This window comes from Enterococcus sp. C102(2024), from assembly GCF_040888205.1.
Classification (GTDB): Bacteria; Bacillota; Bacilli; order Lactobacillales; family Enterococcaceae; genus Enterococcus; species Enterococcus faecalis.
In genome coordinates, this window is sequence record NZ_JBFOHH010000002.1 from 200,210 (window position 1) to 223,290 (window position 23,081).

Genomic DNA, 23,081 nt, shown 5'->3' on the forward strand with positions numbered 1-23,081 from the left:
TCCAGATAACAAAAGGATTTGCATTCTCTAAACAAAAAAGCGAGAGCTAAAAGTCTATTTGACCTTTTGGCTCTCGCTTAAAAACTTAGTTAATTATTCCCTTTTATTGTAACAAGTACGTATGATCGAAGGTAATTTCCACTTTATAACGACCAATTTTTTCATAAACTTGCCGTTGAATTTCCACACCCAGTTCAAATTCAGATAATTTTGATTCTGTAGGCAAAACCAAGTCGAACAAAATCTTCGGCTCTTCGCCATGGGTAACTAAGCGGATATCATGGACTTTTAAAGACGCATCAAAAGAACGAATAATCTTTTTGATTGTTTGATGAACAAATTGTTGTGTTGGGTCATATAAATTCACTGGATCAATATGACAAACAAGATTAACATCCAACTCTTCTTTAAACTTCGCTTCAATCGCATCGATTGTCTGATGGGCCTTATTTAAATCCCAGCGATCATCAATTTCAATGTGAACAGACGCAAACGTTTGGCTGGGACCATAATTATGAATCAGTAAATCGTGATATCCTACGATTGTTTCCATTTTTGATAAGACATTTTTCATTTCATCAATTTCTGTTTGGCTCGGACGCATGCCCATCAACTCATTAATAAATTCGCGAATTAACTGCAAGCCACTATAAATAATATATGCAGCAATTAAAAAACCAATATATCCATCAATTCGCAAACCAGTGACGCCTTCAATAAATGCAGAAACCAAAACAGCTAATGTAGTATAAACATCATTGAAGCTGTCCTTAGCAGAAGCAACTAATGCTTGAGAATCAATTTTTGCTGATACTTTTTTGTAAAACAGCCCTTGCCAAATTTTAATCCCAATTGATAAAGCTAAAACAGCAAATAAAATGGGTGTCACCTTGATTGATTCTGGATGCAGGATGCGATCCACGGAGGTCGTTAGAAACTCAAACCCAATAAACGTAATCACTAATGATACAAGCATTCCACTAATATATTCAAAACGTTCATGGCCATAGGGATGTTCTTTGTCCGCTGGCTTACCGGCAATATAAAAACCGACTAATGTTAAAACTGAAGAAATAGTATCGGACAAGCTATTAATGGCATCTGCCATGATTGAAACACTACCTGAAAGCAAGCCAATCATAAATTTACTAACGAATAAAAATAAATTAGAAACAAGCCCAATCCGCCCGGCAAAAGCACCGAATGCTGTTCGTTTTTCCAATTTACGACGTTCAATTTTTTTCTCATATCGTTGAAGCAATGCTTGAATCATTTTACAACCCCTACCCACTTTTTATTTCTTAAAAAAATACTATAAAACCTTTTTATACATTTGTACACAAAAAACCTCACTTTCTGAGGGAGATTTTATTATTTAGCATTGCCAAAAAGTCAAAAGCAAGAGCCCCCAAAACTTCTTTGTTAGGGTTACCTTGAAAATAAAGAAAAACAAAAAGCCGAAAACGCTAGAGACGTTTTCAGCTTTTTGTTTTTTAATGGAATAAATGGCTCTTTTGTGCTAAAGCCGCAAATTTTTTCGATCTGTGTTCCAGATGTGGATAAAGAATTGCGCCGCCAATACTAAAGACGACTGAAATCCCCACCATAATCCAAATTGCAAACCAAGCATTTGGCCAGTAAATGCCTCCTGCTGATTCCCTTAGCAAGTTCACGGCATGCGTAAACGGCAAGAACGGATTAATCATTTGGAAGAATTTACCTGAGACTTGAATTGGGTAGTTCCCACCCCCACCAGAGATGGATAGTACCAAGATTATTATCGCAATTCCTTTCCCTACATTGCCAAAGAGAGCAACGAGCACATAAACCATTATCATAAACGTAATGGCAATCAATACCGCAAACCAGACACTATACGCTGGATTACGAACATCTACGCCTAACGCAAAGTAATTACCTAAGGTTACAATCAGTGCTTGACCAATCCCCATGACAATGAAGGTAAACATCCGTGCTGAAAATTGTTCCCGTTTAGAGAAGCGTTTTTTATCTTTCCCTTCAAGATAAACATCTGTTGTCGCAACACTTGAGAATAACACAGCGCCAACCCATAAACACAAAGCTGTATAGAATGGCGTACTTGCCGAACCATTATTAGCAATCGGATAAACAGCATGTTCTTTGACTTCAACTGGTTGTGTAAAGAAGTCACTTTCTTTATTGGCATCTAATTTTAGTAATTTAAGAATTTCGCCTAAGTCAACTTCTTTTTCACCTTTACGGATTGCATTCGCTGCTTTGTGTAATCCTGTTTTGATATTTGGCCAATCATTAATAATTAGCTCGTTGGCTTTGTCCAAGGCCGCTTCAACATCTGGCATTTTCTCATTGACTGTTTTCAAGGTATTCGTTAAATCTTTTCGGATACCTGGATAGTCATTTTGCATAAAGGCTGCCGCTTTGCTGACTTTGTCTTGAATGACTGGTAAATCGTTTTTATACAAATCAGCACCACGATTAATGCCATTGACAATGGTTTCCATATTGCCATTCAACATCGTATTCGCATCATGAATTTCTTGTTTAATTGCCGGCATTTCGGCTTGATATTTTTCTAATAAAGAAATCGCATTAGTGACCGTTTGACTTGTTGAGCTCAATAATCCTTCAAAGTCAATTTGTTGTGCTTTGTTTAGTTGACCTTGAGCATTTTGGATGGTAGCAATTAATTTGTCTAAAATCGTTTTTACTGTGTTTTCAACTGCATCAGGGTTAATATTTTTTTCACTTACGAAGTTCGCAATTTGTTGTGCTTCATTTTGAATTTCTTCCAATCGTTTATCAGTTACCGCGTTCACATCAATTCCATCAACAGCGCTCTTTACATTTAATATAGCAATATCTGCTTTACTTAAATTATCAATCGTTTGCTGTAACGCCTCACTACCTGTTGCTTCTTGCATTTGTGTAAACAGTTGAATCAGCTGTTGGATATTTTCATGTTGTTTTCCTAAGCTTTCAGACAGTTGTTGCTTAATCGCTTCTCTTTCTTCAACTGGTAAACGATGATTTTTTAAATCTTCTAGTGCTGTATTTACACCAGCGCTAATTGTTCCAATTGCTTTTAAAATCGTCCCCACACTTTGAGTAATTCCAGGTAACGCCTTTTCCAATTGAGTGGCGCCATCTAATGTAACATTCCCTAAATCATTGGCTTGATCACCTAGTTTACGAATATCTGGTAACGCCGTTTGGACTTGTTGAATGATTTCTAATCCTTGTTTTGCTTCTTGGATTCCTTCGCTCATTGTTTGTTCCACAGAGGCAAAGTCTTCATCAATCATAGCAATTTGTCGGCCAGCGTTTTGAATTTCTGGAATTTTTTCTTGTAACGTCAAAATAACACTAGCTTGTTCTTTGATGCTTGGCATTTTGCCATTTAGCTCAACAATCTTCTCTCCTAAAGCATCAACTTCAGGTAAATATTTCATCGCATCGTTGGCTTTCGCTAATTTTTCTTTTAGCTCAGGCATCTTACCATGTAAGTCTGTGACTTGTTTCGCGTACGTGTCAATGGTTCCAATGTTGGCATCTGTATCTAAAATCATGCTCTTAACTTTTTGAATGCTGACCATGTTTTTATCAATATCATAGCCAATATCATTGAATGTTTTGATTAACGTACTACTTGCCGTTTTAATGAATTCTTCCGAAATTTGTGACTGAATGGAAGAAGCGCCTTTTGACGTAATTTTCGGTGCAATTGCATTAATTTTTTCGTTAATTGAGTATTCAATTTTAGGTTTATTGATATCACCAGAAGTAAAACTTAGCAAATCTTTGGAAAAATCTTTAGGTAAATAAATCCCGGCAAAATATTTTCCTGATTGGACCCCTTTGTCTAATTCCTTTTTCGAATCAACAAAACGCCAACCTAATTGCTTGTTTTTCTTCAAGTTTTTCAAGACTTCATCACCAATATTGACCGATTTATCTTGAAAAGTTGCTGTTTGGTCATCACTATAGACCGCTATTGGTAACTCTCCTGTATTTGAATACGGATCCCATAGTGCTTTAATGTTAAACCATGCATATAATGAAGGAATAATCATTAAGGCAACAATCAAAAATGTTGCTACTGGGTTTTTAAAAATTCTTTTCCAATCTAAAATAAATAGTTCCCATGTATTTTTTATATGTTTCATAAAATCACCTGCTTTTTTTTGTGCCTGAATAACTTTAGCATAAAATACAAGAGAATAACAAACAAAAGCTTGAATGTTACGACACATTTTTAAAATGTCGTAAGTTCAAGCTAAGTTTGTTTATTTCATATTTTTAGAAAATTCCGAAACGACTTGTTTAACTTCATCAATGGCTTCTGGTTTTAAATAAGCCAAAAGTTTTGGTGCTTTTGTCATCAAGTACATTTTATCTAATTTGCCTGTTTGTTGGCGTTCAAACATTTCTGCAAGTAGCGCTTGCATTTTTTCTTTTTTATCTTCTTTTGTTCGATCTAGTATGAACGTTAAGAATTGTTCTTGTCCTTCTTTCATTCCCTATCCCTCCTTACAAACAGATTCTTTTCTATTATAAAACTTCTTTTTTAGAAAGGATAGTCCTTTTTTTAGGATCTATGATTTTGTATACAGACTTAGCATATCTTTTTTGGCGGATAAAGGTAAGCCGAGTCCCTCTTTTAAATAGCCCTCTACCGAACCAAATTCTTTTTCAATCGCCTGTAAAGCGGTCGCTAAGTACTCTTTTTTCACATAAAGCAGCGTTTCTAATTGTTGAATTTCTGCTGGAGGTGTTCCATTTGCTTGGTACTGTGCAATAATTTGCTCGTTAGCAGCTTTTCTTTGCTCGTTCGTCTTTAAATAATCTTCTAAAATATAAGAATGTTCCACACCTAAAGCACTTAATATCAAGGCTGCGCCGATTCCTGTTCGATCTTTTCCTGCGAAACAATGAAATAAAATAGCTTCCTGTGGATAACTTAAAAAGTTTTCAAAAAATTTTTGGTAACCTTTGCGCCCCGAATTGGAAAGAACCATTTCTTTATAAGCCATGTCCATTGCTGCATCGGGTGAACCAACCGTTTTAAGCATTCCTTCTAATGAAGCGGTCTGCGCCTGAATATCGGCCAAAATGTCTATATGTAAATAGTTGGTTCCTTGAATTGAATCATCTGGTCGTTCTTGCGTTTCTGCTGCACTTCTAAAATCATAAATCCGTTTAATATGATAATTCTCTACTAGCATCTGTTGATCCACTTGTGCAATATTGACGAGTTCACCACTCCGAAAAAAATGCCCTGTCTTGACGGATGTACCTTGTTGCGTTGGAAATCCTCCAATATCTCTAAAATTTACTACGCTGTTCATGTTCTGTCACTCCTTCATTTTAATTATTTTGTTGTCATTTAAATACTTTGTTTTTTCTTTTTATTTCTTTTTCTAAATGATAATAAAAAACACTTCAAAAAACAATCTTTTTATCAGTTGTTTATTGCCATTTTATCATAGATACAGTATTCTTAAAAGAGAGGTGAGCAACGATGTTAAAACGAGATTTTTTAGAAAAACCGTATGATTATATGAATGATATTCTATTGTTCCTATATAATAATAAAGGCCAAGCGACACGAAATGAATTAGTAGATTTTTTCAATATTAGTTTACCAACATTGAATGAGTATCTTTCTTTTTTAGAACAATTTTTGAAAGAAGAGCAACTTCAAGAAAGCCTCACCGTGACTGTACTAGGTGATACCCTTTATCTAAATAAAGCGCCAACCTTTTCCATGAAAGCAATGATCATGTTGTTCTTGAATAAATCTATTAAGTTTCACATGGTTCAGCAACTCTTTCATAAAAATAAAATAAATGGCGGGTATTTTCAACAGAATTATGCCATCAGCTCTGCTACCTATTATCGAAAAATCGTTGAATTAAATGACTTACTCAATGAGTTTAATTTATGTATCAAACGAGGAAAACTTATCGGCGAAGAAAAACAAATTCGCTTTTTCTTTTTTAATTTTTTCTGGTTTATCTTTGAAGAAAAAACAGATTTAGAAAAAGAACTGGCCAATCAATACCTAGGATTAATCGAGATATTACAAGAAATCCCCAGAATTACCTTTGACCATACAGAAATTCTTCAAATTAAGCTTTGGATGAAAATTTCTTTTCGTCGTATGGTTTTAGAACCTCTGCCAACGATTAGTCCGCATGATGTCCAACTCGATCGACCTTTATTTGAAGAAATTAATTTATCTATACATACATATATGAAAAGAATCGACCGTCCATATACAATCAATGAAGCCTATATGTTTTATGACTTTTTCTGTTCCATGCATAATTATTCTGCGAATGCTGCTTTCGCCTTTCGTTTAGCAAAACAACAACGAATTGAAAAAACGTATCTTAACGAAATGAACCGGGTTATTTTAACATACCTTAAAGCACGTGGTTATTTAGCCCATTACGCGCTACCTATTCGGCTACTTTATATTGAAAATTTACTTTTCCAATTACATGCGCAACTCTACTATTTTTCTGGATTTATTTTACCCTTTGATTATTGGACGATTCAGTCACTTTTGAAAGTCTTACGTCATCCTTTTAGTGAAAGTGAAGTTTACGAATTAGTGGAAATCGCTACAACGAACTTTGCCACAAAAGCCACTACTTCTAAGTACCAAAATCAATTTACTGAAATTAATTATACGCTTATTTTGAATCACATTGCTGAATTAAATGAAAAAAAAATAACCATTGGCGTTTATCACTCACTGAGCAGTGCTTATAGCGAGTTGGTAGCACAAAAAATACAACAGAGTATCGCTGGAAAATATCCGCTGAAAATTGAGCCTTACAACGCAGAAAACCATTATGATTTGCTTTTAATGAATACCAATAATGAACCGCTCGTTGCCCAGTATGACCATTACTATATTTTTTCGGATATTAGTAATCGTTATGACCTGCAATCAATTGAAAAAATCATTCAATTGTTATTGGGCAAATAATTTCCAAAAAAAAGCTTAAGTACCCTACTCTTAGATGGTTGACTTAAGCTTTTTATTTTACTTTCCCTATTTCCTTAAACGGCGCCATTTTAAATACCACGATTCCTTCAATCGCTTGTATCTCGACAAAGCCGAACGTACGACTATCACTTGAATGCGTACGATTGTCCCCTAAGACAAAGTAATGACCGGCTGGAATCTTCTGAAACAGGCGAAGTTGGGCTGCCGCTTCTTCTGATAAGTCAAAACGACTGGCATTCTCAGGCAGTGCCTCATTATCGCTTGCTATAGGTTCTTCTGAAAGATAAACTTTCCCCTCGTTTACCCAAATTCGATCACCAGGAACCCCGATAATTCGCTTGACGTACGTACCTTTGCTAGCTAGCGGTGCTTTAAATGCAATCACATCGTACCTTGTTACTTGCTTCGTCCGTTGTACTAAGACTCGTTCCCCTGCGTTAAGTGTCGGTTTCATGGATTGCCCAGCAATTGGGTAGCTAGATGTCTTTAACACAAAAAAGAACACAAAAATGGCGAAAAGAATAGCTGGCATAAAAAATTTAACGACTTGGATGCGTTGTTTCTTTTGGTAGGCTTGCCGCTTTTTTTTAATCTCTTCAGCGGTCATTTTTCTTTTCGGTCCTCTTATTGATTGATGGTTATCTGTTTGCTCAAGCAAATATTCCATTGCTGTGTTAGCCTTTTGCTTTTTTAGCTGATATGTCGCAGGCAACTCTTGCTTCAAGAAGGCGCGCTTAATGTGGCGAATTGTTCGCATAACTGACTTTATCCATTCTTCCATCGTTTTCTTAAAAGGAAAAGCTCCTTAAATAAACTTTTCCTTTCTTTACTCCTTTTTTCTATTTGACTAATTGCGTTCCTTTTTTAATATAGCTACTACGTAACTGGTTTTCCTTCATAAACTGATTCAGTGGTTTCTGAGCATCTTGTGCCAGCTCCCAGATACTTTGATTTGCTTGTACAAGATATTCGCTCTTCTCTGTTACTATGTTTTTTCTGACAAGCGGTTGACTTAGCGACTGCTCTTCCTTTGAGACAGCAGCAGCCTGTAATCGTTCTGCAGAGCCACTTAGTGTAACAGCTAAAAAAAGGACCCCAAGACAATGTAGTTTCCTTGCTCCCATTAACTTTTTACTGACCATTTTATTAATAGTTATCTTGTTCAAGACGTGTCAGTTTAGTTAAGCGTTCCTCTAATTCGCGATAAATCTCAAGTACTTCTACTTTTGATGCTTCGACTTCATTCGAAATACTTTTCGCTCGGTTACCAATATTTAACATTTCTAATTCTGCGGAATTGATTAGGTGTTTTGCTTCTACTTTCGCTTCATTAACAATCCGATTAGCTTCTTTTTTGGCAGAAACCATCACTTCGCCAATTTCTTGTTGCGATTTTAAAGCCTCTTCTTGTAATTGCTGATTTTTCATTAATAAATCGTTAATTTGCTGTTTTGCGCGTAGCAGTTCTGTTAACTGCTCACTACTCGGTTCAATATTTTTTGAAACGGCTTGTAGTGTCTTCAATTCTTTTTGAACTTGTTCTAAATTGTCTTCTTTGGCCTCTACTTCTTTTCTTAGAGCAGCTAATTCCCCTTCGTAAACTTGCTTTTCAGCAAGATGTTTGTCATTGACACCTTGTAGTCGACCTAGTTTTACTTCTGCTTCATTTTTTTGTTGTAAACTATTTTGAAGCTCATTCTTTAACTCCTCCATGCGTTGTTGCACAATCACTTCTTGTTGGGCAGCCTCTTGTAAGGTTTGTTTTTCGGCTTCTACTTTTTGTAATTGTACAGTTAGTTTTTCAATTTGTTCCTGCAATGCTTGTTGAGTCATTGTGCTTTCTTCTAATTCTGTCGTTAATGTTTCTACTTGCTTTTCCATTCCTGTAATATCTCCTTTTTTTTCCAACTTTCCTTTTTCTTCTGCTAACTGGTTGCGTAATGTTTGGATATGTTGTTGTTGTTCAGCCGATTCTTTTTCTAATTCTGCCACTTGCTGCGTTAATTCACTTTCTAAACGTTCCATTTGATTATGTACAGTGGTTAATTGTTTTTCTGCGTTTTGCAGATTTGTTTGAAGAGTGGTAGCCTCTGTCGTGGTTTCACTGTTCGTTTCCAGTTGCTCTTCCAATTCAAAAATTTCATGTTCCTTTTGATTTAGTGTTTCAAGTAATGCCTGATTTTTTTCTTCTAATGCTTGTTTTTCCGTTTCTTGTTGGTTCTTTAATTGCTCATTTTCTTCTTGAAGTTTTTTAAAGGCTGTTTCTTTTTTCTGATAGTAGGCGAGCCTTTCTCTTAACGTCGCCATTTCTTTTTCCTGTTGTTCCGGTTTGATTCCGCTAATTATTTTTTCTGGTTCGAATCCTGGCTGAAAAAAGACTTCTTTTTCAAGCGTATCATCCGAAATATCTTTAATTTTTTTAATTAAACGTCTTTTTGTCATATCTATGTCCTTTCTCTCATCCTTTTAACTAATCACGACAGGCTCCAAATTTGTTTCCAACGTCTCACGAGCATACGTATCAATGGATTTGACAAGGGTTTGCTCTTGATCTCGATAAGTAAAATTAAAATCAATCATGGTGATTTCTTTGACTGAATTCAACGCTGCAATAAGTGCTACAATATTGTCTTGGCCTGTTTGAAATTCATGGTAACTTAAGCCGACTGAAAAAACAGAGAGTGTCAAGGTTTGTGTTTTTTCACTTCTAATTATTGTGATGCTCGTCTCTCCGAGGTAAGGACGCCATTCACGCGCTAATTGTAATTCATAATTAGTCAAGACTGCGGCCGATTCTGCCGAAACAGCTTGTTTCCAGGGAAACTGGTTTAAGGCTGTTTTTTTAATTGCTTGTTTTTTTATTTTGTCACCTTGAGTAGCTTGGCCCTGTGCCAAACGCTCGATCCGCTGTTCCATGCGGATATTTCGTTGATTTAATTGATAATATGTATAAACAATTCCTAACAATAATACGCTAAGTAGACAAACACTAAACAATAAATAAATCATTAAACGACTATTTTTCTGATACTTATAGAAATTTATTTTCCTCTTTAATGTCCTGTCCTCTGAATCCAGTTTTTCGACAAGTAATCGCAAATACAATTGATAGCTTACAAATAAAAATAAGCAACTACTCATTAAAAGTACAACAATCATCATACAAATATAATCTCCTTTATGTCATCACTCGACAATCAAAACTTGTAAAATCACCTGTTACGCTCTTTAAAAACTCTATATAGTATTGATTGTAACATTCCGTTTGAGCCTTGCCAACAACTTTATTTAAAATAAGATGATAAAAATTTGAATTTTATATTTATATTTTAATTTTTTAAATACAAAACAAAAAAACAAGAGAGATGCCACTTGGCTATCCCTCTCGCTTTTACTCAAACTATGTTTAGCAAACCAAATTCAATCAGTCGCTTTTTTAAAAATCCAATTCGTCTTTGTTGATTTCATAGTAGCTATCGTTCTTTATGTAGCTGAATTTGCTTTTGCTGGGGCTGAATCGCTACTAAGTCCAACACTGATGCCTAAGGCACGATCAACTTCTTCCATAATATCAAGTCTCAAATGACAAACTTTTTCTTTCAAGCGGCCCTTATCAATTGTTCGAATCTGCTCTAAAAGAATCACTGAATCTTTTTCAATGCCTGTTTCATCAGAATTAATCCCGATATGTGTTGGCAATTTTGGCTTTGCCATTTTGGCTGTGATCGCCGCAACGATAATCGTTGGGCTAAAATGATTACCTAAGTTATTTTGGACAACAAGGACGGGTCTGACGCCACCTTGTTCCGAGCCCACTACTGGGGAAAGGTCTGCAAAATAAATATCTCCGCGTTTGACCATAGTGGAACCTCCTATCTAGTTATATTCTCTGGGGATTCTTTGTGAGAAAGTACATGCAACTTCATAATGAATGGTTTCTAATTTTTCGGCTACCATTTGTAACGTATTTTCTTCATTGCCATCTTTTCCAACTAATGTAACGACTGAGCCGACAGGAACTTCTTCTGCTAAACGAATCATACATTGATCCATACACACTCGTCCGACGATTTCGCAACGCTTACCATTCACGAGCACTGTAAATCCTTGGAGATGACGCAACCAGCCATCTGCATAGCCGATTGGCACTGTCCCAATCCATTCTTCAGCTTCAGTTACGTAGGTTTCGCCATAGCCAATCCCTTCACCAGCCGCTAAGCGTTTTACATGGATGAGTTCACTGGTCAACCGCAAGGCCGGCTTTAACGCATAGCTTGGAGCCAGCTTATTACCTGAAGGGTTCAATCCATACATGGCTACCCCATAGCGAATCATGTTTCCTGGCACATCAGGATGCCATAACGCTGTCGCACTATTGCTAACATGGACATACCGTGGTAACTCTTCTAAAACTGCTAGAACAGCCTTAAAACGCCCTGCTTGTTTTTCAAAATAGCTTGTATCGATTTCATCAGCTGTTGAAAAATGAGTAAAAATACCTTCCCATAAAAATTCTTTGTGGGATTGAACAAACCGCACTGCTTGCTTAGTCTCTTCCGGGGTTAAAAAGCCAATCCGTCCCATGCCAGTATCGACTTTTAAGTGAACACGTAATGGCGTGTTACTCTCAGGCGTTAGTTGTTGAAGAGCAGCTTCTAACCATTCTTGTGTAGCTACCGTTACAGACAAATCATATTGAATCAACAAAGGCACATAAGCTAAGTCTACCACACTCAAAATTAAAATGGGGTCCTGAACACCTGCTTCTCTCAATTCAATTGCTTCATCCAATAAGGCGACACAAAAACCTGTCGCGCCACCTTTTTTCGCCGCTTTGGCGGTTTCTACGGCGCCATGCCCATAGCCGTTCGCTTTTACAACCGCAAATAAAGCAGTTCCTTCTGGCAAACGTTGACATTCCTTTTGGACATTTTCAGTAATTGCTTGCGTATCGATATGTAACCGTGTAGGACGATGCCATCCAACGACCATTGTACATCCTTCTTTCTTCGTTGCTTCTATTATTCGCTTTCTAAAACAATTTGTGCAATCGCCATAGTATCTGTGTGCGTAATCGAGACAAACACTTTACCATTATGGGGCGAGTTTGCTACGTATGGTGCACCTGTTTTTTCAGTCAGCACCTCAATATCTTGTAAACCAACTTTACCAATCCCTGTGCCCCATGCTTTAGAGAACGCTTCTTTACAAGCAAAACGACCAGCTAAAAATTCTATTTGACGTTTTGTAGATAACTTTTCAAAAAGGGTCAATTCGTTAGGTGTTAAAACCCGTTGAATAAACGATCCTTGTTTTTCAACAATCGGTTTTATCCGACTTAATTCTACTGCGTCAATACCAATTCCCTTTATCATTTTCCGCCTTACTTCCTATTTAATATAGTTACTCCGAATTACCTTTCATTTTAACAAAATTTCAAAATTTTTCCACTGATTCGCTAAAAAAATAAAGAATGTTTTACAAGATCTCACACAAATTGAAGTACCATACGTTTTCTTCCTATTTACATTTTTATAAAATTTTTCTGAATTTTTATAAAAGTAAGACAACAACTAAGAAGCATCGGAAAAAAATCAGGAAACTAAGCGGATGTTCTAATATTTTATAGAAAATTTTGGCTACTTATTGGGAGAATAAAAAGAAAAAGGAGAAAAATGTATGACTTTAACTTCTCGGCAAAAAAAGTTACTTCGTTGCGCCCTATTTATTTTTACTTTGTTGCTCTACATATTTCCAATCTTCTTTAAAAATACCAGCCTATTTTTTCTCTTGCAACTGGTTTGGATCGTAACCATTCATTTGCTACAACAAAAACTGAAACTCTTCAATCTAACTTCCCCGTTGAAAACTTGGATAATTTTGGCGTTTTTCTTTTTTTATATCATTTTGATGCCTTTTTTACTTTTTTTGAGTTTTTCTATTTAACGATTATCTACCAAAAAAGAGCGAGTATTCCGTTCATAGACGGAACACTCGCTCTTTTGATTATTTAGCGTTTTCGCGAATGACGAAACCACGTTTTTTATCGTTATGACGTTTACCGCCACGTTGATCTTTATTTTTGCGGTCGCTATTTTTGTAATTACGGTCGCCATCTTTATGGTTTTTGTTGCCACGATAGCTGCCACCTTTACCATTGCCACCACGGTTGCGATTACGGTTGTTCCCACCGCCACCACCACGGCCATTTTTGTTAAAGCCTTTTTTATTTGAAGGCAATGGTCGTTCTGGGGTAATTTTTACAGGAACCGCATCTGCTGGATCTTTCGCTACTGTTTTTAATAATAACGCAGCTAAGTCTGTCGCTGAATATTTTTCTAATAACGCTTCAGCAGATTCTAGATATTTGTCTAAACCATTTTCTTCTAGATCACTTTCGATGGTTTCAACAGCTGCACTTAATTGTCCTTTAAATGCTTCTTTTTCGGTTGGTGGACGTAATGGTGTCATCCGTTTTTTCGTTAGGTTTTCGATGACATGTAAGTAACCCATTTCGTTTGGTGTTACAAACGTCACAGACATACCGCCTTTACCAGCACGACCTGTCCGACCAATACGGTGAACATAACTTTCTGGATCTTGTGGAATATCGTAGTTATAGACATGGGTGACACCTGAAATATCTAACCCACGTGCTGCTACATCTGTTGCCACTAAGATATCTAAGTTACCATTTTTGAATGAACGTAAAACGCTCATCCGTTTTTGTTGTGATAGGTCGCCATGGATGCCTTCTGCTTTGTAACCACGCGCTTCTAACCCGCGGGCAAGTTCATCAACACGGCGTTTTGTCCGACCAAAGACAATGGTCAATTCTGGGGTTTGCACGTCTAGTAAACGTGTCATAATGTCAAATTTTTCAAAGTCTTTTGAACGTACATAATATTGATCAATTAAATCAGCCGTCATTTCTTTGGCTTTAATCTTCACATGTTCTGGTTGTTTCATGAATTTCACGCCAATATTCTTGATTGCTGGCGGCATAGTTGCTGAAAATAGAAGTGTTTGACGTTGTTCTGGCACTTGTGAGATGATTTTTTCAATGTCTTCCAAGAAGCCCATGTTTAACATTTCATCTGCTTCGTCTAAAACTAATGTTTCAACAGTTTCTAATTTCAAGGTACGACGGTTAATATGGTCTAGTAAACGTCCTGGTGTACCTACAACGATATGTGGACGATCTTTTAGTCCACGGATTTGGCGACCGATATCAGCCCCACCGTAAACGGCTTGAACGCGAATCTTTTTATCGCGGCCTAAACGGAATAACTCTTCTTGTGTTTGGATAGCCAACTCACGGGTTGGTGCAATGACTAATCCTTGAATAACGCGGTTGTCTGCGTCAATTTTGTTAAGCATTGGTAAGCCAAAAGCAGCGGTTTTCCCTGTTCCTGTTTGTGCTTGTCCGATTACGTCTTTTCCTGCTAACGCTAACGGAATTGTTTCTGATTGAATAGGGGTTGCTTCCTCGAAGCCTGCGCGTTCTACCGCTGATAATAATTCTGGCGCTAAACCAAGTTCTTTAAATTTCAAATGATATCCTCCTAGATTTTGTTTCGGAAAGAACGATTTCTTCCTAGTTTCAGGTGTCTTCACTTTCAGTTGTTAAAAAGAAATCCATTATAGTGTGCCAACTATTTCTTCTTTCCTGATTTCACCGAAAAATTCACCTTATGGCATTAGAAAAGCCAAACGTGGTCGTTCAGCTTCACATTTATTATTAAACATAGAAATAGATCTATTTTATTTACTACGATTCAATTTTTCTCGTCATCTTCCGGCAATAGGTCATTCTATCATAGAATCCCATTTTCAGCAAGTTTTATGAAACTTATTTACTTTTCCAAAAGTGCATCGATGACTTCACGAAGTCCCATCCCGTTACTTCCCTTTAAAACCACCATGTCTTCTGGCTGTAAGACTTTTTTGACAGCTTCAATCAACTCATTTTTTTCTTCTTTTTTAAAAGAATGAATGTTAGCTGGTGCATAGGTTTCTTGCAATTTATCAGCTAAATAAGCCATTTCAGAACCATATAAAAAGACTTCTTCAATCGCATCTGGGGCTAAATGCTGCGCCATTGCTTGATGCATGCTAGCAGAATCAGGACCTAATTCCAGCATGTCTCCTAAAACAGCAATTCGTTTTCCTACTTTGGACATTTTGCTAAAACTGTCCAGAACAAGACCCATAGCTGTCGGATTGGCATTGTACACATCACTTAAAATCTCGGCACCATTCGCTGCTTTCAGCCATTCTGTCCGATTCTTTGTTAGTTCCGCTGTAGCCAACCCTTTTTGAATCTCACTATCCGTTAATTGGAAATACCGACCAATGCCAATTGCGATTAATGCATTGGTGACATTATAGGTTCCTGGCACTGGAATCGTAAACGTCATTTGTGTATCACTGATTTTGAATGAGGTTTGCTCTTTGGCTTCATTTGTGACGATTCCTTGAAGTTGACTTTCCTGGCTAAAACCAAAAGTAATCACTTGTTGCGTGACTTTTTCCACCAATGGTTCTAGCAAAGGTTCATCGCTTGGCACAAATAAACTACCGTCTTTGGCTAAACCATCTACGATTTCCATTTTTGCTTGTGCAATGCCTGCTCGTGAGCCTAAATTTTCCACATGGGCTTCGCCAATCATTGTGATGGCGGCAACTTCTGGCTGAGCCAGATTGGAAAGGAAAGAAATTTCCTGAGCGTGATCCATGCCCATTTCTAAAATCAGTTTTTCTGTTTCATCAGGCATGTGTAAAATAGTATAGGGCAAGCCAATTTGATTATTGTAATTGCCTTGCGTTTTGTAAGTCACAAACTTTTCAGATAACACAGCAGCAATCAAATCTTTAGTGGTGGTTTTTCCATTACTACCAGTCACAGCGATGACATTCGGTTGCATTTTATTTAAATAATAGGTAGCTAATTTTTGCATAGCAACCAGTGGATCAGTAACATGCAAAACAGGCAATTGTTGCGGCGCATCGACTAAATCCTGTCCCCAAAAAGCGGCCTGACAGCCATTAGCCATGGCACTCTCAATAAAACGATGACCATCATTTTCACCTTGTAAAGGAACAAAGAGGTTTCCTTTCACAATTTTACGACTATCAAATTCAATGCCTGTTAAAGGAAAATCAGGCCATTGTTGCCAATCATTACTGGCTTCAACCGCTTGCGCTACTTCCCAGAAGGTTAATTTCATTATGTTTTGCTCCTCTGACACAGGGACTGGGACATGCCAAAGTCTTGTCATGTCCCAGTCTTGTGTGATTTTTTCTTCTTAGTTATTATAAAATTCTTGGCGTTGTTTAAAACGATTCAAAGCTAACTGAATCAGTTCCTCAATTAAATCACTGTATTTCAAGCCCATATTTTCCCATAGTAAAGGGTACATACTAAAGTCAGTAAAACCAGGCATGGTGTTCAATTCATTCAGGAATAATTCGTTTTTGCTTGTTAAGAAGAAATCACAGCGACTTAAGCCACTTCCATCTAACATAATATACGCTTTTTTAGCGTATTCTTGCGCTTGATGAGCTACTTCTTCTGGAACATGTGCTGGGATTTGCATTTCAATCGTGTTATTGATGTATTTTGCATCATAATCATAGAAAGCGACATCTTTCACCACTTCACCAGGTAAAGTCGTACGGACATCTTCATTTCCTAAAATGGCTACTTCAATTTCACGTGCTTCAATCCCTTGTTCAACAATTGCTCGGGCATCATAACGGAAAGCTTCTTCCAATGCTTCTTGCAATTCTTCACGATTTTCCGCTTTGCTAATTCCGACACTAGAACCCATATTGGCAGGTTTAACAAAGACCGGATAGATTAAAGAACCTTCACATTTTTCAAAGACTTCTTTTGGATTTCCTTTCCAGTCACTTCTTAAAACTGGCACGAATGGTACTTGTGGAATGCCAACAGTTTGTAAAAGATATTTCGTCATGATTTTGTCCATTGCGTTAGCACTAGCTAAGACACCTGCGCCCACATAAGGCATATTAATGGTTTCCATGAATCCTTGAATTGTTCCATCTTCGCCATTTGGCCCGTGTAAAACAGGGAAAACAATCGCTTCTTCTTCATAAATTTCCGAAGGACTGATTCGTTTTCCTGAAAATTCGCCTGTTTCTTCAGGTGTTTGTGCCCAAGTTAAATGTAAAACTTCTTTATTTTGTGGTCGTTCAGATAAGAGAGGGCCTTTTACCCATTGACCATCTTTACTAATAAAGACTAACTGTACTTGATAATATTTATAATAGATTGCATTTAAAACGGAATATGCAGACAAAACAGACACATCGTGCTCTTCACTTCTGCCGCCATACAACAAAATAATCTTCAAATGCTTGTCCTCCTAGTTTCTTTCCTGTCTTTTAGAAAAAATTATTTTTCAAATTATCCTTACTTATTTTAGCATAAAACCCAGTTTCATAATAGAAGCAAATTTAGTGAAGGAAAAATTCTTTGCTTGCCTTTTTCTTACTAAAGACTCCGTTCCACCAGCTCAATAAGGGCTTGTTTAAACGTTGTTCTATCTTTGTCTGTAAAAGGTTTAGGTCCTTTCGTTCGGCCACCTTTTCGCCGAATTTGGCCACTAAAATAGCGTTGTTCTAACAATCCATCAATATTTTCTTTCGTATATTGATAACCCAGTTGATGTAAAACCAACACTCCTTTTGGCAAAACCAAGGAAGCTAAGCCATAATCTTGTGTAATTAAAAGATCCCCCTTTTTTATTAACTGCACAATTTTAAAATCAGCAGCATCCGCTCCTTTATCAACATACACAAAAGAGACATTTTCTGGATAATCTTTTAAGGAATAATGATCTACACTAGTAACAATCACCACATCCAAAGCTTTCTCTACAGCGACTTCAATAACCGTCTCTTTCACAGGTGAACCATCGCCATCGACAAAAATTTTCATTCATTTCCCTCGATTCTTCCTTGCTCTAACCATTTGGGATGACGTTGAAAGTAGTGTTGTAATTCGTCAAAAACGACTTCTTTAACCACTTCATATAACTCTGTATTTCTTAAAATGGTTTTCGTTGCATCCGTGTAGCGGGGCTTTGGTATCGTAATGGCTAAAACAAAATCAAATTCTGCTAAAAAACTATCTGCTGTCACAGATAATGAGTAATGTTGCTCCTCTAAAAATTGATTGAAGGCGGCCACTACGCCATCAAGAAAGCCCTCATAGTGGGTTCCGCCAAGACTGGGATAATGCCCATTAACAAATGTTTTTTGCACTTGCGGCGCATGATTTTTACTCAAAATAAATTGAACAAGGGCCAATTCTGTTTGCTTGGCTTGAATAATCGGTGCAGCTTTTCTAGTTAATGGGTTATCTTTTTCAAATAAATAATTACTTAAACCTTTAGGGTAATAACAAAGATTTTTTTGTTCCTCTTCTTGTGTTAAGAGAATCTTTAAGCCTGGATTCAACATGGCAATCTGTTGACATTGTTGTAAAACACGCATATAAGAAAGTGATTCTGTACCAAAAATTTGCGTATCTGGCCAAAATAAGACTTCAATTCGTTCCTGGGTTTCTTCAATAGGTAATAATAATCGTTTTTTCAATTGCCCTTGATGGTAAATAAAAATAGTCCGCTGTTTTTCTTGATCGATACTGATTCCTACTTGTTTTGAGAAGGCTTGTAAAACAGATAAATACAGAAAAGGTGGTTCTAAATCGACTTGCTTTTGTTCAAAAACAAGCGGTCGTGTGGAAGATACCTGAAAAGAGATTTGTTGACGTGATAACTGTATAGCAATTTTCCCTTGATTCTTTTCAATGAAAAACTCTAATAAACCGTTAATTGTCTGAACAAGTAAATTCTCTAAGCCGACTAAGCCAGTCGTTCCAATGAACGCTTCTGGTCGTTTTTGAATCCGTTCAATAAATTCATCATTTTCTAAAACTGTTAAAAGATGTGCAACACTCATCCTGCTGCCTCCTTTGCAATCTGTTTCTTTTAATTATAATGAAAAAAAGACCAGAAGAAAAGCCACACACGACTTTTCTTCTGGTTTTCTTCTTTAACGAATTAAATCAATATTCGGATGCTCGAGAACATGATTCACTTGTTTGACCGTTGTCAAAGGAATATCTCCTTGAATCGTATGTGCAAGGACCCCATTGACTGTGGCAAAGGTAACCGCCTTTTCTAACGACCAATTTTGGCTATAGCCATATAAAATCCCCGCCGCATAAGCATCACCAGCACCAATTCGATCAAGATTAAGAAGCGGTCTTTTTTCACTCTGTTGGTACTCATTTTGGGTATATAAATACCCACTTAAGTAGTTTTGATTTTGGGAATGACTTCTCGTTGTCCCAGCAAACCATTCCAAATTGTATTGAGACATGAAGCGCTGAATCAGTTCAGTTTCTTGTGCCTCACCTTCTAAATCTTCTCGCGGAATGAACCCTAATAGCTCGACCAAATCACGACGACTGCCAAAAACAATATCACAATAAGGTAAAATGCGTTCGTACTGTTGACGCATAAAGAGTGCGCTATTTGCTGTATTCAAACTAGGTCGATAATTAAAGTCAAAACAAACTTTCTTTTGACAGGCATGCGCCTTTTGCGCAAGTATCAAAGCAGCATCACGAGTTTTTTCAGTTAAACTTAACGAAATACCACAAATATGCACCATATCTATTTCCGCTAAAAAGGCCTCAAAATCGTAGTCCTTCGCCTCGCTGATGCCAAAAGCACTCTGATGGCGATTTTGATAAGTTACTTGTGTGGGGCGGATTCCATAACCCATTTCTGCAAAAAAACTACCAATATGATCGCCCTTTTCTCCTACCCATTGATCTGAAATTCCTAACTTCCTTAACGCTGCTTTGCCAGCTTCACCAAGACGATTGGCAGGTAATTTCGTAATCAATGCTGTTTCTAATTGAAAATGAGCCAAATTTGCTAAGAGATTTACGCCAGTCCCTACAAAGTTCATTCTTAACTGCTCTGTTTGTTCTAACATTAGATACTCTGGCGGAGTGAAACGAAGCATGACTTCACCAAACGCAGCAATTTTCATCTTTGCCACCTACTTATTCAATGTGTTTTTCATCATGGTTAGTAACGTTTTCACGTCTTCTGTTCTAGTGTCCCCTGTTTCTTGATCGATAATTGAGCTGTAAACATGAGGAATGATTTTTTTAACGCCGGCATCCACTGCAATTTGAACAATTTCTTCAAAGTTTTCTAAATCAATGCCCCCTGTTGGTTCTAAATAAAAGTCATACTTGGCACAAGCTGCTGCTACTGCTTGGTATTCTTCTTTGTGAGCCAAGCCTTTCATCGGGAAATATTTAATGGAACTGCCTCCCATGTCTTTCAACAATTTGATGGCGGTTTCGATAGGTACTTCCGCCGCTGGCGCACCAGAGCTTAACGGACCTGTCGCAATGTTGACATAGCCAACTTTGCCTGTGGGTGAAACCAAGCCATTAATCACTGTTTCGTCTTGACGAAGTAAGGCCCGCGAAGCGCCGACACCTGTGAAGACTTGGTTCACGTGTTGCGGTTGTAGAACTTCTGATAAGCGAGCCACCATTTGACTTTGATTAGGATCGCCAGCCCCTAAGCCGACAGATAAAGCGTTGTTGGTTGCTGCTTGGTATTTTTTCATATCGTCAATGGCTGCTTCATCGGTTTCATAGTTTTTTGAAAGGACGCCTAACACAACATGCCCTTCTGCTGCTTCATAACAGGCTTGGGCATTTTCTACTGAATTGGCTAAGACGTTTAAACAAATGCGTTCTTCTAAATAATTAGGTTTTAATGACATGGCTTATTTCTCCTTTGTGTCCATAATTTCTTGTAATCGTTGCACGATTTTGTTCATTTCTTCTTGATTGACAGAACGAATGTCAAATTCAATGATGCCATTGTTGGCTTGATATTCACGCGTATAAATGGCCGGACTTTCTGCTTTTAATGCTTGGATGACTTCCTTAGCGGTTTTTCTGCCGTCCACTTTAACACTGGCGCGATAAATGTCTCGGCCAGCGCCATCTTGGACGATTTTGGCGGTTAAATCTGACAAGTTGTTGATGGCTTCAACAAACGGTTTTAAGCGTTCTTGCATCGAAGCCCCTGACTCACTGCCATGCGCCAAGTATTCTTCCACTGCTTGCGTAAAGCCTAGGATATTGTCTTTGCCAATTTTCATTGCTCGACCAATGCCTTTGCCTTGCAGGCGCACCCAGTCAATGTATTCTTTTTTCCCGACCACTAAACCGGCACTTGGCCCTTCAATGGCTTTGGCGCCGCTGTAAATCACCAAATCTGCGCCTGCTTCAGTGTATTTGAAAAGATCTTCTTCTGCTGCCGCGTCAACAATTAGCGGCACCTTGTGGCGTTGCGCCACTTTGGCCGCTTCGGCCACCGTCAGCATACTTTTTTGCACGGTATGATGGCTTTTGATGTATAGAATGGCCGCTGTTTTTTCGGAAATCATCATTTCCACGTGTTCTGGACTGCACATGTTGGCGTAGCCAGCTTCCACTACTTGGCCGCCGCCTTGCGCTACCATGACTTCTACAGGCGTGCCGTAGTCCACGTTGTGCCCTTTAGGTAAAACAATCTCCCGCTGTTCAATTTTTTCTGTATAGGGATGATACGCGTGGTACAAGCTGCCTTTTCCAATCAGAGCAGCCACCGATTGGGCAATCCCCGCCGAAGCCGAGGAAACGATTTGGGCATCTTCTACCTTCAATAAGTTGGCTAAAAAGGCCCCTGTTTGCACACTAAGTTCACTCATTTCAAAGAAATGTTCACCACCGAATCGTTGAGCCGCGAGGACTGCCTCCGAAACTTTGGAGACACCTAGAATGGTCATTTTGCCAGAAGCATTGATGACTTCTTTCAAGTGGAATTTTTCGTAACTAATTGTCATAGATTTCTCCTCCAATAATTGTTTTGATTGGGCGAATTTGCTCTTTGGCTACTCGTGTAAATCCATTAGAATCAGTCAATGTTTTTTCTTCTGCTTGAATCGTGAAAATCGTTAAATCAGCATCTTTACCTATTTCCAACGTGCCTTTTTGAGCTAAATGGAAATTCTCAGCAGGAGCCTTGGTTACCTTTTCAATAATTTCTGGCCAATCATAGCCGACCACACGGAGTTTTTCCATCGTTGTGGCTAAATCATAAACAGGACCATTTTCTCGGTTACGGATGTAGATATCTGTGCTAATTGATGCAGCTTTCATTCCCTCGCGCAACGCTGTTTCAGCTACGTGAAAATTGAAACTATCCGTACCATGCCCGATATCAAATACGACCCCTTTGTTGTACGCTTGCCAAGCGAAATCTTTTATTTTATCCGTTGCTTGGTCTAAGATGCCATTTTCTTTCCCATTAAAACAATGGGTTAGGACATCCCCTTTTTCCATCAAGGCTAAAATTTCATCTAAATGAGGTGGTGCTGATCCAATGTGAACCATTAAGGGAATTTCTTGGTTTTCTTGCTGAATCTGTTTGGCCAATTCTAAAGGCGTAATGCCGTTATCGCCAATAACGGTCCTACTCATACGGGCTTTAATCCCTACAACAAAATCTGGTAATTCTTGAATCGCTTTTTTGACTAAACTCGCTTGTACTTTACTTAAATCTGCGAGTTCGTCCTGAGCAACGATGCCCCATTTAGAAATATTGACTAATCCAAAAACATTTGTTTTTGCTTGCTGCGCTAAGTCATAAAATTCATGAATGTTTTCAGCACCTGTTGTCCCAGCATCAATCACTGTCGTAACACCCTTTTTGACCCCAATTTCATCTGGATAATCATAATAAAGAGCCATTTTTTCAAAACAATGAACGTGATCATCTATCCAGCCTGCGGATACATAAGTACCTGGTTCTAAGTGGATAGTTTCTTTTGCAGAACCTGAAATAGTTGCTGCAACAGCAGCTATTTTTTTCTCTTTAATTGCAATTTCAACAGGCATACCATCTACTGTCTGTCCATTTTTTATAAGTAAATCGTAGTCCATATT

Annotated in this window: 22 protein-coding genes; 2 read left to right on the plus strand and 20 right to left on the minus strand. The window is 37.8% G+C overall.

Annotation, left to right across the window (positions count from 1 at the left end):
* Positions 1 to 103 precede the first annotated feature (103 nt).
* The 4 genes from AB3I34_RS05580 to AB3I34_RS05595 all read right to left on the minus strand — a co-directional run bounded on the left by AB3I34_RS05580 (position 104) and on the right by AB3I34_RS05595 (position 5,348).
* Positions 104 to 1,273: a cation diffusion facilitator family transporter gene (locus AB3I34_RS05580; RefSeq protein ID WP_002391646.1), complete on the minus strand. Its 1,170-nt coding sequence runs from the start codon at positions 1,271 to 1,273 to the stop codon at positions 104 to 106.
* A 220-nt stretch (positions 1,274 to 1,493) separates the two neighbouring features.
* Positions 1,494 to 4,166: a YhgE/Pip domain-containing protein gene (locus AB3I34_RS05585; RefSeq protein WP_010712073.1), complete on the minus strand. Its 2,673-nt coding sequence runs from the start codon at positions 4,164 to 4,166 to the stop codon at positions 1,494 to 1,496.
* A 120-nt stretch (positions 4,167 to 4,286) separates the two neighbouring features.
* On the minus strand, positions 4,287 to 4,517 hold the full coding sequence (locus AB3I34_RS05590) for a hypothetical protein (RefSeq protein ID WP_002355737.1): 231 nt from the start codon (positions 4,515 to 4,517) through the stop codon (positions 4,287 to 4,289).
* A gap of 78 nt (positions 4,518 to 4,595) precedes the next feature.
* Positions 4,596 to 5,348 (minus strand): tyrosine-protein phosphatase, encoded by a 753-nt coding sequence (locus AB3I34_RS05595; RefSeq protein ID WP_010712072.1) that lies wholly within the window; start codon positions 5,346 to 5,348, stop codon positions 4,596 to 4,598.
* 173 nt (positions 5,349 to 5,521) lie between these two features.
* Here AB3I34_RS05595 and AB3I34_RS05600 point away from each other — a divergent pair, with 173 nt between their 5' ends.
* The gene (locus tag AB3I34_RS05600; protein WP_002376058.1) at positions 5,522 to 7,000 is read left to right on the plus strand and encodes a helix-turn-helix domain-containing protein; all 1,479 of its coding nucleotides are present in this window, start codon (positions 5,522 to 5,524) and stop codon (positions 6,998 to 7,000) included.
* 52 nt (positions 7,001 to 7,052) lie between these two features.
* Here the strand turns inward: AB3I34_RS05600 and lepB are convergent, their stop codons facing one another.
* The 7 genes from lepB to acpS form a co-directional block, all read right to left on the minus strand.
* Entirely contained in the window at positions 7,053 to 7,802 is a 750-nt protein-coding gene (lepB, locus tag AB3I34_RS05605; RefSeq protein WP_025189319.1) for a signal peptidase I, read from the minus strand.
* A gap of 58 nt (positions 7,803 to 7,860) precedes the next feature.
* Positions 7,861 to 8,187, minus strand: coding sequence for a hypothetical protein (locus tag AB3I34_RS05610; RefSeq protein ID WP_002376056.1), 327 nt, complete (start codon positions 8,185 to 8,187; stop codon positions 7,861 to 7,863).
* Positions 8,168 to 9,463 carry a hypothetical protein gene (locus AB3I34_RS05615; protein ID WP_010817094.1) on the minus strand — a complete coding sequence of 432 codons (1,296 nt, stop codon included), beginning with the start codon at positions 9,461 to 9,463 and terminating at the stop codon, positions 8,168 to 8,170. Before AB3I34_RS05615 ends, AB3I34_RS05610 begins: the two co-directional genes overlap by 20 nt.
* Positions 9,464 to 9,487: 24 nt before the next feature.
* Positions 9,488 to 10,183 (minus strand): hypothetical protein, encoded by a 696-nt coding sequence (locus AB3I34_RS05620; RefSeq protein WP_002376052.1) that lies wholly within the window; start codon positions 10,181 to 10,183, stop codon positions 9,488 to 9,490.
* Positions 10,184 to 10,504: 321 nt separating this feature from the next.
* Positions 10,505 to 10,882 (minus strand): type II toxin-antitoxin system PemK/MazF family toxin, encoded by a 378-nt coding sequence (locus AB3I34_RS05625; RefSeq protein ID WP_002355729.1) that lies wholly within the window; start codon positions 10,880 to 10,882, stop codon positions 10,505 to 10,507.
* A 15-nt stretch (positions 10,883 to 10,897) separates the two neighbouring features.
* Complete coding sequence (gene alr / locus AB3I34_RS05630; protein ID WP_010712068.1) at positions 10,898 to 12,013, minus strand: alanine racemase; 1,116 nt, start codon at positions 12,011 to 12,013, stop codon at positions 10,898 to 10,900.
* Positions 12,014 to 12,042: 29 nt separating this feature from the next.
* A complete protein-coding gene (gene acpS / locus AB3I34_RS05635; protein WP_002355727.1) occupies positions 12,043 to 12,396 on the minus strand; it encodes a holo-ACP synthase in 354 nt (117 codons plus the stop codon).
* 304 nt (positions 12,397 to 12,700) lie between these two features.
* On the opposite strand from acpS, the gene AB3I34_RS05640 reads away from it, so the two are divergent.
* The gene (locus tag AB3I34_RS05640; RefSeq protein ID WP_025189318.1) at positions 12,701 to 12,967 is read left to right on the plus strand and encodes a hypothetical protein; all 267 of its coding nucleotides are present in this window, start codon (positions 12,701 to 12,703) and stop codon (positions 12,965 to 12,967) included.
* Between the two features lie 60 nt (positions 12,968 to 13,027).
* Here the strand turns inward: AB3I34_RS05640 and AB3I34_RS05645 are convergent, their stop codons facing one another.
* From AB3I34_RS05645 to AB3I34_RS05685, 9 genes are all read right to left on the minus strand, one after another.
* Complete coding sequence (locus AB3I34_RS05645) at positions 13,028 to 14,575, minus strand: DEAD/DEAH box helicase (protein ID WP_002355724.1); 1,548 nt, start codon at positions 14,573 to 14,575, stop codon at positions 13,028 to 13,030.
* 302 nt (positions 14,576 to 14,877) lie between these two features.
* The gene (murF, locus tag AB3I34_RS05650; RefSeq protein ID WP_002366255.1) at positions 14,878 to 16,251 is read right to left on the minus strand and encodes a UDP-N-acetylmuramoyl-tripeptide--D-alanyl-D-alanine ligase; all 1,374 of its coding nucleotides are present in this window, start codon (positions 16,249 to 16,251) and stop codon (positions 14,878 to 14,880) included.
* A 78-nt stretch (positions 16,252 to 16,329) separates the two neighbouring features.
* A complete protein-coding gene (locus AB3I34_RS05655) occupies positions 16,330 to 17,400 on the minus strand; it encodes a D-alanine--D-alanine ligase (RefSeq protein ID WP_002355721.1) in 1,071 nt (356 codons plus the stop codon).
* 140 nt (positions 17,401 to 17,540) lie between these two features.
* Positions 17,541 to 17,987 carry a YaiI/YqxD family protein gene (locus AB3I34_RS05660; RefSeq protein WP_002376042.1) on the minus strand — a complete coding sequence of 149 codons (447 nt, stop codon included), beginning with the start codon at positions 17,985 to 17,987 and terminating at the stop codon, positions 17,541 to 17,543.
* On the minus strand, positions 17,984 to 19,012 hold the full coding sequence (locus AB3I34_RS05665) for a hypothetical protein (RefSeq protein ID WP_002363239.1): 1,029 nt from the start codon (positions 19,010 to 19,012) through the stop codon (positions 17,984 to 17,986). The genes AB3I34_RS05660 and AB3I34_RS05665 overlap by 4 nt, the downstream gene beginning before the upstream one ends.
* Positions 19,013 to 19,105: 93 nt before the next feature.
* Positions 19,106 to 20,116 carry a sugar kinase gene (locus AB3I34_RS05670; protein WP_002376041.1) on the minus strand — a complete coding sequence of 337 codons (1,011 nt, stop codon included), beginning with the start codon at positions 20,114 to 20,116 and terminating at the stop codon, positions 19,106 to 19,108.
* 9 nt (positions 20,117 to 20,125) lie between these two features.
* Entirely contained in the window at positions 20,126 to 20,869 is a 744-nt protein-coding gene (locus tag AB3I34_RS05675; protein ID WP_002361094.1) for a KDGP aldolase family protein, read from the minus strand.
* Positions 20,870 to 20,872: 3 nt separating this feature from the next.
* Positions 20,873 to 21,979, minus strand: a complete 1,107-nt coding sequence (locus AB3I34_RS05680; protein WP_010707792.1) for a DgaE family pyridoxal phosphate-dependent ammonia lyase — start codon at positions 21,977 to 21,979, stop codon at positions 20,873 to 20,875.
* Positions 21,969 to 23,078: an amidohydrolase/deacetylase family metallohydrolase gene (locus AB3I34_RS05685; RefSeq protein WP_010712066.1), complete on the minus strand. Its 1,110-nt coding sequence runs from the start codon at positions 23,076 to 23,078 to the stop codon at positions 21,969 to 21,971. Before AB3I34_RS05685 ends, AB3I34_RS05680 begins: the two co-directional genes overlap by 11 nt.
* Positions 23,079 to 23,081 lie beyond the last annotated feature (3 nt).

What these genes read in the sequence shown, in the direction of transcription:
- AB3I34_RS05580 (WP_002391646.1), bottom strand. Translation starts at nt 1,273, where the DNA reads ATGATTCAAGCATTGCTTCAACGATATGAGAAAAAAATTGAACGTCGT.
- AB3I34_RS05585 (WP_010712073.1), bottom strand. Translation starts at nt 4,166, where the DNA reads ATGAAACATATAAAAAATACATGGGAACTATTTATTTTAGATTGGAAA.
- AB3I34_RS05590 (WP_002355737.1), bottom strand. Translation starts at nt 4,517, where the DNA reads ATGAAAGAAGGACAAGAACAATTCTTAACGTTCATACTAGATCGAACA.
- AB3I34_RS05595 (WP_010712072.1), bottom strand. Translation starts at nt 5,348, where the DNA reads ATGAACAGCGTAGTAAATTTTAGAGATATTGGAGGATTTCCAACGCAA.
- AB3I34_RS05600 (WP_002376058.1), top strand. Translation starts at nt 5,522, where the DNA reads ATGTTAAAACGAGATTTTTTAGAAAAACCGTATGATTATATGAATGAT.
- lepB (WP_025189319.1), bottom strand. Translation starts at nt 7,802, where the DNA reads ATGGAAGAATGGATAAAGTCAGTTATGCGAACAATTCGCCACATTAAG.
- AB3I34_RS05615 (WP_010817094.1), bottom strand. Translation starts at nt 9,463, where the DNA reads ATGACAAAAAGACGTTTAATTAAAAAAATTAAAGATATTTCGGATGAT.
- AB3I34_RS05620 (WP_002376052.1), bottom strand. Translation starts at nt 10,183, where the DNA reads ATGATGATTGTTGTACTTTTAATGAGTAGTTGCTTATTTTTATTTGTA.
- AB3I34_RS05625 (WP_002355729.1), bottom strand. Translation starts at nt 10,882, where the DNA reads ATGGTCAAACGCGGAGATATTTATTTTGCAGACCTTTCCCCAGTAGTG.
- alr (WP_010712068.1), bottom strand. Translation starts at nt 12,013, where the DNA reads ATGGTCGTTGGATGGCATCGTCCTACACGGTTACATATCGATACGCAA.
- acpS (WP_002355727.1), bottom strand. Translation starts at nt 12,396, where the DNA reads ATGATAAAGGGAATTGGTATTGACGCAGTAGAATTAAGTCGGATAAAA.
- AB3I34_RS05640 (WP_025189318.1), top strand. Translation starts at nt 12,701, where the DNA reads ATGACTTTAACTTCTCGGCAAAAAAAGTTACTTCGTTGCGCCCTATTT.
- murF (WP_002366255.1), bottom strand. Translation starts at nt 16,251, where the DNA reads ATGAAATTAACCTTCTGGGAAGTAGCGCAAGCGGTTGAAGCCAGTAAT.
- AB3I34_RS05660 (WP_002376042.1), bottom strand. Translation starts at nt 17,987, where the DNA reads ATGAAAATTTTTGTCGATGGCGATGGTTCACCTGTGAAAGAGACGGTT.
- AB3I34_RS05665 (WP_002363239.1), bottom strand. Translation starts at nt 19,012, where the DNA reads ATGAGTGTTGCACATCTTTTAACAGTTTTAGAAAATGATGAATTTATT.
- AB3I34_RS05670 (WP_002376041.1), bottom strand. Translation starts at nt 20,116, where the DNA reads ATGAAAATTGCTGCGTTTGGTGAAGTCATGCTTCGTTTCACTCCGCCA.
- AB3I34_RS05675 (WP_002361094.1), bottom strand. Translation starts at nt 20,869, where the DNA reads ATGTCATTAAAACCTAATTATTTAGAAGAACGCATTTGTTTAAACGTC.
- AB3I34_RS05680 (WP_010707792.1), bottom strand. Translation starts at nt 21,979, where the DNA reads ATGACAATTAGTTACGAAAAATTCCACTTGAAAGAAGTCATCAATGCT.
- AB3I34_RS05685 (WP_010712066.1), bottom strand. Translation starts at nt 23,078, where the DNA reads ATGGACTACGATTTACTTATAAAAAATGGACAGACAGTAGATGGTATG.